Below are 6,733 nucleotides of genomic sequence, written 5' to 3' on the forward strand. Positions count from 1 at the left end.
CAGTATTATTATAGACGATGTTATGGTTTTGTACAATGAAAAAGATCGTGATCATTTGCGCTTCCGAAACCGGAAAGCTGTTTTAATCAACGACTTTAAGGTTCGGATATATTTTTTCTATTCTGTCGTCCGGGAAACGGCTGTCCAGGAAATGCTCCCATGTATTCTGGGCCCGGGGCTCACTCTGCCGCTTTGCGTAACGCCCCAGCGCCATTGCAGACAGAATCATGTTGATTATCATAAATAGAATCAGCAGCCATACAGCCGGCACCCCCACCTTCCGCGGAATCTTTTCAATCAGACCGGACAGAAACGGATATATCCCCTTTAACCACACCACCGCTGCGATTCCCCAGAAGAAACAGTACAGAAGATTAATTCTGCCGCCCAGATTAAAAGGGATGTCACTGTAGTCCCAGAAAACTGTTCCGAAAGCCAGCTCCGTAAATACACTGCATATGTATTCATAGGCTCCCCCCAGTACCGTTCCGCAAACGAATAGATAACGGTCACTTTTATCTTTATATTTGTACAAAAGCGCAGTGAGAATGGCACAGGCCAATCCCCACACAATACTGAACGCACCGTAGACAACGCTGCTCCTGCTCATCCAGATACCGGCTGTGATCCTGCAGAAGATAGTCTCCACCACGTCTCCCAGGAATGCTCCGATAAAGAACAGGGCGGTCAGTTTATAGAAACCGCATCCCTTTGCGAATATCTCTTTTTGCGCTTTATCCTTTACCGCCCGCTCTGCCAGCAGTTTTGAGGTCTCAATGTTCGGGTAAGCTTTCATCATTCTGCGCTGTATTCGGCCGGTAATCGCATTCCCGAAGGAGTCGGAGAAGCGCTGCATGTCCTGCGATACCTCATCCAGCCTGCGGATACGGATTTTCAGCTGGAGCGCGGCGGTCAGAGCGCTCACAAAGTCCAGGACCATAAGGATCAGGGCTGCCAACAGCACGAGCCTGCCGATCCAGCGGGGGATCAGGCCCAGAAGAGCGAGCAGCAGCGGATTCGTTACGCGGATGCAGAGTATCCCCAGCAGTCCGAATATTACCGCCAGGGTAAAACTGATATAGCCCTCAAATTGAAAGCGGTTCTTGCTGAAATCCCACCATTTCCGGCGGAAGAACCGTTCCAGAAGCAGGCCGGTTATGTACATGAGCGCAGAGGAAAGGATAATTCCGCCGATAAATAAAAAGAACAGATTCCCTTTCAGTTCCGACAGGAAGATGGTAAACAGTATGGCTCCGAATCCGTATATAGGACAAAACGGAAGGTTCAGAAAACCGGTATTGACAAACCTGTGCTTTTTGGCCGCAGAATAGATGACCCCGGCGCACCATCCCGCAAAAGAATATATGAGAAAGTACCAGAACAGTTGGTAAATCGTATTGTACATTGTGTTAAATCCTCCGTATCCGGGCCGGATGCAGCCCCGCCGCCATCCCTGTGTGCCCTTGTTGTATCTGTCATGTCATTTTGTAAGTTGTTAAAAGGGATTATAACACAATGTATGAAAAGAACAATCCAATATTTTCAGATTTTTTGATCTGCTTTCATCACGTGTTCCAGAGAACCTGCAATAACCTATTACAGGGATAAGTGTTACACCTATTACAGGGATAAGACCTTGGACTTCTCTAACTGTATGTGATATAATGAAAACGTAAATTCTAAAGCGTCTGCTGTTTCTTTGGAAATAGAACAGATCTGTTAATTTTATCTTTTGTGCATAAGAGCACCGTACCTGGCCAGTTCGGCCGCAAAATCAATTTTTTATACGTATGCCTGGAGGGATGCTTACTATTTATAAATATATAATGCGGGGGGTCTTATTTCCTGTGGATCTGGAATGCATCTTATTTTATTTAGTTATAGCCTATATTTTCTATAATAAGCAATTATAGCTTCTATAATCTATAATCGTTCAATATAGCCTATATTATCTATAACTATTAAATATAGCCTATATTATTTATAATATTTAATTATAGCCTTAATAGTCTATAATATTGAAATATAGCTTGTGGGATGCATAATAATTGATTACAGATTCCTTTTGCTATATAATGGTGAAAAAGGCCTGGAGGTGTCAGATGTATTTTTCCTTTTCTTTTAAACCATATTTAGCAATTATCGGCGATCTGAAACATTCAAGGGACCTATCGGACAGATACTTGGTTCAGGAAAAATTGAACAAAGTGTTAGCTGCTATAAATGAGTCTTATTCCAGGGACCTGTCATCCAAATTTACGATTACCTTGGGCGATGAATTTCAGGGTTTGTTAAACTGCGGAGATAACGCGATGCGTATGATCTCTGATATCCAACGAAGAATGTACCCGGTCAAAATACGGTTCGGCATCGGTATCGGTTCCATCACTACCGGCATCAACACGGAGATGGCCATCGGGGCTGATGGTCCCGGCTACTACAAAGCCAGAGAGGCCATCGAATATCTTAGGATCATGGAAAAGCGAAACGGTACGCAGGCGGCCGACATCCGCTTTGAGGCTGACGGTGACAACCAGGGCATGGTGAACATGCTCAACACTATCTTAACACTGCTGACTGTTATAAAAGAATCCTGGAGCGACCGTCAAAGAGAGGTAATCGAAGATATCCTGGAACATCAGGATAGTCAGACAAATACTGCAAAACGTCTGCAGATACGGCAGCCCACCGTTCATCGCATACTGGCAAACGGAAATTATTACGCATACAGGGAAGCACTGGGTACGCTGGAGAAAGCATTGGAGGAGATTACACAAGATGTTCTTTAAAGAAATCTTTCTTTTATTCCTATTGGCACATGTAATAGGGGACTTTTATCTTCAAACTGAGGAGCTGGCGAAGAAGAAAGCGGATCATGTTCATTGGGTTTTTATACATTGTCTGATTTACTGGGCAGCATTCATGATCGTTATTCTGCCGGCATTCTCCTGGAATCTTGCGCTGTACGGCTCTGTGTCCGCCTTACTGCATATGGGCATAGATATGGTAAAATATACATATACTTCATCTTCCAAAAAGAAGGGGACCGCTCCACAGCGGGAACTAAATATTTTTTTAACCGATCAGTTTCTGCATATCAGCGTATTATTCCTTGCCGCCTATTTCTATACGGTCAATGTCGGAAGTCTAACCTTGAACCACGGTCTGACCGGAATCCTGTCCGTGGCCGGGGTGTCGAACTCAACCTGTCTCTCCTGGATCACAGCAGTCCTGCTCATACATAAACCCATAAATATCGCTATATCCAAAATTCTGATTAATTATAAGCCGGAGGATAAAGATTCCGACAGAAAAAAATGTTCATAACGCAGGACGATTGATCGGAACCATCGAACGGCTTATTATGCTGATTTTCCTATCACTGGGTCAATACGCCGCCATAGGTCTGGTCCTGACTGCAAAGTCTATCGCCAGATATGATAAGATCGTAAAGGAACCGGAATTCGCAGAATACTATTTGTTAGGGACACTGCTAAGTACAGTTTCCGTAATCATTCTTTCATTTATCCTCTGACGTATTTTCAGACACGCTCTAGAGCAAGAAATCTCTCAGGACACGGAAAAACCCCCGGGGCATTCTCTGAGCCATATACGGCGAGTTTGCCCCGGGGTAGCTGTTAGCCAGATAGTTCGTCTTTTTTGTGTTTATCCATCGTATCCGCCGCTCTTAGGTCCGGCGGATACGATTTTTGATTACATTTTGTTGATCCAGTCCGCCATGTTATCCTTATAGAACACATAGGGATCATCCATGATCACTTCTGTCCCTCCGTCCGAAGCCGGGATCGCAGTAAAGGTAGTCTCGGGGTAATCTCCCCAGGCGTCCATGGTAAAAGCAGATCCCTCTTTGCCGTCAAAACCATCGTTCATGACTGCCAGTGTGGCCGCCGCGGACAGAGCTCCCAGATGTCCCAGATCCCACAGCATCATATACGGACACACATAGTCGAAAGCATTCTCATCCGGTGACAGGGGCATAAACGCCTGCATTTCTGAGGGCACGCCCAGTCCGGTCACTTTCATGTCGCTGCCGGCCTGCTTTAACACCTGGCCCTGCGCAGCCAGACCCACAGTGGTCGGTGCGATGATGACGTCCACTTTGTTCTCAGACATGAAGGCCTGGGCCTGTGTGGTGGAAGCGGTCAGGTCGTCATTTCCATATTTCTTGTCCAGTTCCGGGCTCACCTTTCCCTGATAACAGGGGCGCTGCAGTTCTTTTTCCATGTCGGCGATCCAACCGTTCTGAACCGGGGTATCGATGGAAGCGGAAAGCACACCGATCCGCAGTTCGTCACCGGTATAAGAGGCCAGTGCGTCGTCTACCGCTTTCTCCATGTTATCTCCGGGATAATCCACGCCCAATGCCTGGAGAACTGCCGCCCGGACCTGGTAAGCGCCCAGGGACTCGGAAGATGCCTGATTCACATGGATCGTACGGAATTCGGGATTACAGGCGGAATCAACAGAATTAATAATAATCCCCGCGTCCTTTGCCTTCTTGAATACTTCGTCATAGCCGGCGTCCCCGTTGGTGGCGACGGTGATGGATGCCACTTTCTGAGTGATCAGCTCGTCAATGATCTGGACCTGCGCTGCTACCGTTGTCTCTGTGGGGCTTTTTTCCGCTGTCTTGTATCCATGGCTCTCCATGTAATCCGAGTAGCCTTCATAGATCTTCGTGGTAAAAGTCCCCGCCGCTTTCAGCAGCAATACATGAGCGCCTTCCAGATCCCCGCTGCCGGAGCCGGACGTATCCGCAGGTGCGGCGCTGTCGGCAGAAGCCGGTGCCGCGTCTTTCTCTCCCCCGCTTTGTGCGGACGCATCTGCGTTCTGGCTTCCGGTGTCCGCAGGCGCCGTGTCCTGTTTGGAACCGCAGCCTGCCATTGCGCTGACCGTCATGGCCAGGCACAGAGTAATTGCCAATAGTTTTTTCTTCATGTTTCTACCTCCCAATAAAATTTTATTTATATAAACAGCTTTGCTGTTCATATCTCATATACACCCCTATATTTTCCGGAACCTGCGTCTCACCGCTGTAAACAGATCCTTGTTGATATTGGGAATCAGAACGGCAATCAGCAGAACCAGTCCGGTCAGTGTCTTTTTCGCGTTGGCGTCCACCCCCATCAGGCCCAGCGTATAGATCAGAAAAGCCATGATAAAAGTAGAGATCACCGGCCCGTACATCTTCCCTTTCCCGCCGCTGGTGGAGACTCCTCCCAGCGCGCAGATGGCGATGGCGTTCATCTCGTAACCCACGCCCATGGTGGAGCTGACACCGCCGCCCATTCTTCCGACAAAGAAAATCGAAGCGATCCCGCACATCATACCCATGATCAGATAAACAGCCAGTTTGGTTTTCCGCACATTGATGCCGGAATACTCGGCGGTTACGGCATTATTTCCTATAATATAGAGTTTCCGGCCAAACCCGGTTTTCTGAAGAACCACCACAAATATAGCTGCCATCAGCAGGAAAATGATCATGGCCAGAGGGATGCCCGCGATCTGGTTCCAGGCCAGCTTCGTATAGAAGGCCGGGAAATTTCTCAGCACATTCACATCCAGTATGATCTTCACGACTCCCCGATAGAACAGGGAGTTTGAGATCGTTACAATAACGGACGGCATTCCTACATATCCAACCAAAACACCGTTGAACATTCCCAGCAGCACTCCCGTGATGATTCCTGCCAGGACACAGACCACTGCAGGCAATCCCTGGTCCATCAGCAGGCCGGTTGTCATGGAACAGAAAATCATGTTTGCCGCGCAGGACACATCGATCTCTCCCATCATCATAACCAGCGCCATCCCAAGGACCAGCGGGCACAGATCCATGCCGGACTGGATAATGGACGTGATCGTTCCGGACGCAAAATACAGATTCGGCCGTGCAAGCATCAGCAGTATATTGATCAGGAAAAGCAGATAAATCAAAATCATTTCCCATTGAACGAGGAAGCCGGTAATCTTCCATTTTTTCTTTCCGCCCATTACAGCAGTGCCCCCCTCTCCTTTAATTCCCGTCTTCTGGTGGAGCGGGCTGTCCAGATATTAATACCTACAGCAATGATGATAATCGCTCCCTTGATGGCATCCTGCCAGACGCTCAATCCGGGAAGCATACTGATAAAGGATGTGATGATGCTCATCATCAGAATGGCGATAAATACTCCCCCGACTTTTCCCTGGCCTCCGATGATGCTGACTCCTCCCAGGATACAGATCGCGATAGCCGTCATCTCGAAGCCGTCTCCGATGGCAAAATTCCCTACCGCGAAGTTTGCCACATAGAGCATCCCGGAAAGTCCGCATACCGCACCGCAGATGGTATAGGACATCAGCATGACGCGGGATTCCCGGATACCCGAAACTTTCGCGGATTCCTTGTTGGTTCCCACCGCGTAGATCCTCCGCCCCGGGGTTGTATAATTCAGGAATACCGCAGCCAGGATCAGGATCAGAGCCGCGAACCAGATGATATTGTAGATTCCTGCTGTTTTTCCAATGGAAAAGTTCTGGAAGGTCATCTGGTACTGATGCGGATACCACCATGCACCCGAGGAAATGATAAATGCCAGTCCCCGGAACAATGTCATTTAGTTAAGACATTATAAAAAGCAGAACCTTTTTAAACATCAAATAATGAATACGAACGTTCAAATTAAGTACTCTATTATGCATCACAATAAGACAGATTGCTATCTGT

General features: G+C 47.6%; 7 protein-coding genes. 3 read left to right on the forward strand and 4 right to left on the reverse strand.

The window, feature by feature from the left end:
• Positions 1-82: 82 nt before the first annotated feature.
• Positions 83-1,405 (reverse strand): putative ABC transporter permease, encoded by a 1,323-nt coding sequence (locus ABC831_RS22260; RefSeq protein ID WP_343250270.1) that lies wholly within the window; start codon positions 1,403-1,405, stop codon positions 83-85.
• A 697-nt stretch (positions 1,406-2,102) separates the two neighbouring features.
• Between ABC831_RS22260 and ABC831_RS22265 the strand changes: the two genes are divergently transcribed.
• Genes ABC831_RS22265 through ABC831_RS22275 form a run of 3 tightly spaced genes read left to right on the forward strand, consistent with a single transcriptional unit; the run spans position 2,103 to position 3,535 of the window.
• Positions 2,103-2,789, forward strand: a complete 687-nt coding sequence (locus ABC831_RS22265; protein ID WP_343250271.1) for a SatD family protein — start codon at positions 2,103-2,105, stop codon at positions 2,787-2,789.
• Positions 2,779-3,327 (forward strand): DUF3307 domain-containing protein, encoded by a 549-nt coding sequence (locus tag ABC831_RS22270; protein WP_343250272.1) that lies wholly within the window; start codon positions 2,779-2,781, stop codon positions 3,325-3,327. The genes ABC831_RS22265 and ABC831_RS22270 overlap by 11 nt, the downstream gene beginning before the upstream one ends.
• Positions 3,328-3,337: 10 nt before the next feature.
• Positions 3,338-3,535, forward strand: coding sequence for a hypothetical protein (locus ABC831_RS22275; protein ID WP_343250273.1), 198 nt, complete (start codon positions 3,338-3,340; stop codon positions 3,533-3,535).
• A gap of 179 nt (positions 3,536-3,714) precedes the next feature.
• Here the strand turns inward: ABC831_RS22275 and ABC831_RS22280 are convergent, their stop codons facing one another.
• The 3 genes from ABC831_RS22280 to ABC831_RS22290 form a co-directional block, all read right to left on the reverse strand.
• Entirely contained in the window at positions 3,715-4,959 is a 1,245-nt protein-coding gene (locus ABC831_RS22280) for a substrate-binding domain-containing protein (protein WP_343250274.1), read from the reverse strand.
• A gap of 66 nt (positions 4,960-5,025) precedes the next feature.
• Positions 5,026-6,018 (reverse strand): ABC transporter permease, encoded by a 993-nt coding sequence (locus ABC831_RS22285; protein WP_343250275.1) that lies wholly within the window; start codon positions 6,016-6,018, stop codon positions 5,026-5,028.
• On the reverse strand, positions 6,018-6,623 hold the full coding sequence (locus ABC831_RS22290; RefSeq protein WP_343250276.1) for an ABC transporter permease: 606 nt from the start codon (positions 6,621-6,623) through the stop codon (positions 6,018-6,020). The genes ABC831_RS22285 and ABC831_RS22290 overlap by 1 nt, the downstream gene beginning before the upstream one ends.
• Positions 6,624-6,733 lie beyond the last annotated feature (110 nt).

This window comes from Diplocloster hominis, from assembly GCF_032380655.1.
Taxonomy (GTDB): domain Bacteria; phylum Bacillota; class Clostridia; order Lachnospirales; family Lachnospiraceae; genus Diplocloster; species Diplocloster hominis.

Coding starts and splice junctions, on each gene's coding strand:
- ABC831_RS22260 (WP_343250270.1), bottom strand. CDS start 1,405: ATGTACAATACGATTTACCAACTGTTCTGGTACTTTCTCATATATTCT.
- ABC831_RS22265 (WP_343250271.1), top strand. CDS start 2,103: ATGTATTTTTCCTTTTCTTTTAAACCATATTTAGCAATTATCGGCGAT.
- ABC831_RS22270 (WP_343250272.1), top strand. CDS start 2,779: ATGTTCTTTAAAGAAATCTTTCTTTTATTCCTATTGGCACATGTAATA.
- ABC831_RS22280 (WP_343250274.1), bottom strand. CDS start 4,959: ATGAAGAAAAAACTATTGGCAATTACTCTGTGCCTGGCCATGACGGTC.
- ABC831_RS22285 (WP_343250275.1), bottom strand. CDS start 6,018: ATGGGCGGAAAGAAAAAATGGAAGATTACCGGCTTCCTCGTTCAATGG.
- ABC831_RS22290 (WP_343250276.1), bottom strand. CDS start 6,623: ATGACATTGTTCCGGGGACTGGCATTTATCATTTCCTCGGGTGCATGG.